We start from the raw sequence: 1,062 nt of genomic DNA on the forward strand, positions 1-1,062 counted from the left end.
CCGCCGACCAGAGTCTCGACGCCGGGCTGCCGATCCGCCTGCTGCACGACCGCGTGCTGGTACGCACCGAGGGCGCCGAGGGCGAACGCCGCTCCACCGCCGGCATCGTGATCCCCGCGACCGCCGCCGTGGGCAAGCGGCTGGCCTGGGCGACAGCCGTCGGCGTCGGGCCGAACGTCCGCTCGATCGTGGCCGGCGACCGGGTGCTCTTCGACCCGGACGACCGCTCCGAGGTCGAGTTGCACGGGCGGGCGTACGTGCTCCTGCGCGAGCGGGACGTGCACGCCGTGGCGGCCGAGCGGGTGGAGAGCACCGCCGCCGGCTCCACCGGTCTCTACCTCTGATCCGGCTCTCCACCCTCTGACCCGGCATCGGCGCCGTTTGCGGCGCTTCCCGGCGGGAAGCCCAGGCACCTGAGCGCCCTGGGGAGGGACACCATGCCGGTAGTGATCAAGAAGATCCTCGCCTGGGGATTCCTCGCGTTCCTGATCTACTTCATGGCGTTCCGTCCGGACGGGGCCGCGCAGGTGTTCAGGGGGATCGGGGCCGCGCTCATGGCCATCGCCCAGGGGCTCGGCGACTTCCTGACCGGCCTGATGAGCTGACCCGTCAGCGCCCGGGATGCCAGGGCGCGCCCGGGCCGTGCCAGCCGCCCGGGCCGTAGCCGGGCGGCGGGTACGCGGGCGGCGCGGCGAGCACCACCGGGATCGGCACCACCGGGTCGTCGGGCGCCTCCACCGGGCGCTGCGAACCGTCCGGGAACCGCAGGTGGTAGCGCTGACCGTCCCAGACCCCGACCGGCGCCTGCGGGTCCCGGCCGACGAAGAACGACCGGTACGCGGAGATCGCCTCCAGCAGTTCCCGTTCCTCCCGCGCTGTCCGTTCCCGCTCGGCGGGTTTGCGGTCCAGTCCCCGGCGCATGCCGTCGCGCAGCAGCGCGAGCCGGGTCGCGGCGAACTGGTAGCCGCGCATCGCCTTCACCCCGCCGTCACCGGCGACCCGCCGGGCCCACGTACGCGCCGCGTGCCGGCGGCCCAGGCTGCCCAGCGCGGCCACCTCGGG

2 protein-coding genes and 1 pseudogene are annotated in these 1,062 nt (G+C 74.9%); 2 read left to right on the top strand and 1 reads right to left on the bottom strand.

What is annotated here, in order from left to right:
* On the top strand, positions 1–344 hold a 344-nt coding region (locus KBX39_RS31805), incomplete at its 5' end, for a co-chaperone GroES (protein ID WP_247660815.1).
* Between the two features lie 93 nt (positions 345–437).
* Complete coding sequence (locus tag KBX39_RS31810; RefSeq protein ID WP_166457585.1) at positions 438–605, top strand: hypothetical protein; 168 nt, start codon at positions 438–440, stop codon at positions 603–605.
* A 4-nt stretch (positions 606–609) separates the two neighbouring features.
* Here KBX39_RS31810 and KBX39_RS31815 read toward each other — a convergent pair.
* Positions 610–1,062 (bottom strand): annotated as a pseudogene (locus KBX39_RS31815) (PrsW family intramembrane metalloprotease); the annotation flags it as partial.

Source organism: Micromonospora sp. D75 (assembly GCF_018070405.1).
Classification (GTDB): Bacteria; Actinomycetota; Actinomycetes; order Mycobacteriales; family Micromonosporaceae; genus Micromonospora; species Micromonospora chalcea.

Bases quoted from the DNA above. Each gene is read 5' to 3' on its own strand.
- KBX39_RS31810 (WP_166457585.1), top strand. From the start codon at position 438: ATGCCGGTAGTGATCAAGAAGATCCTCGCCTGGGGATTCCTCGCGTTC.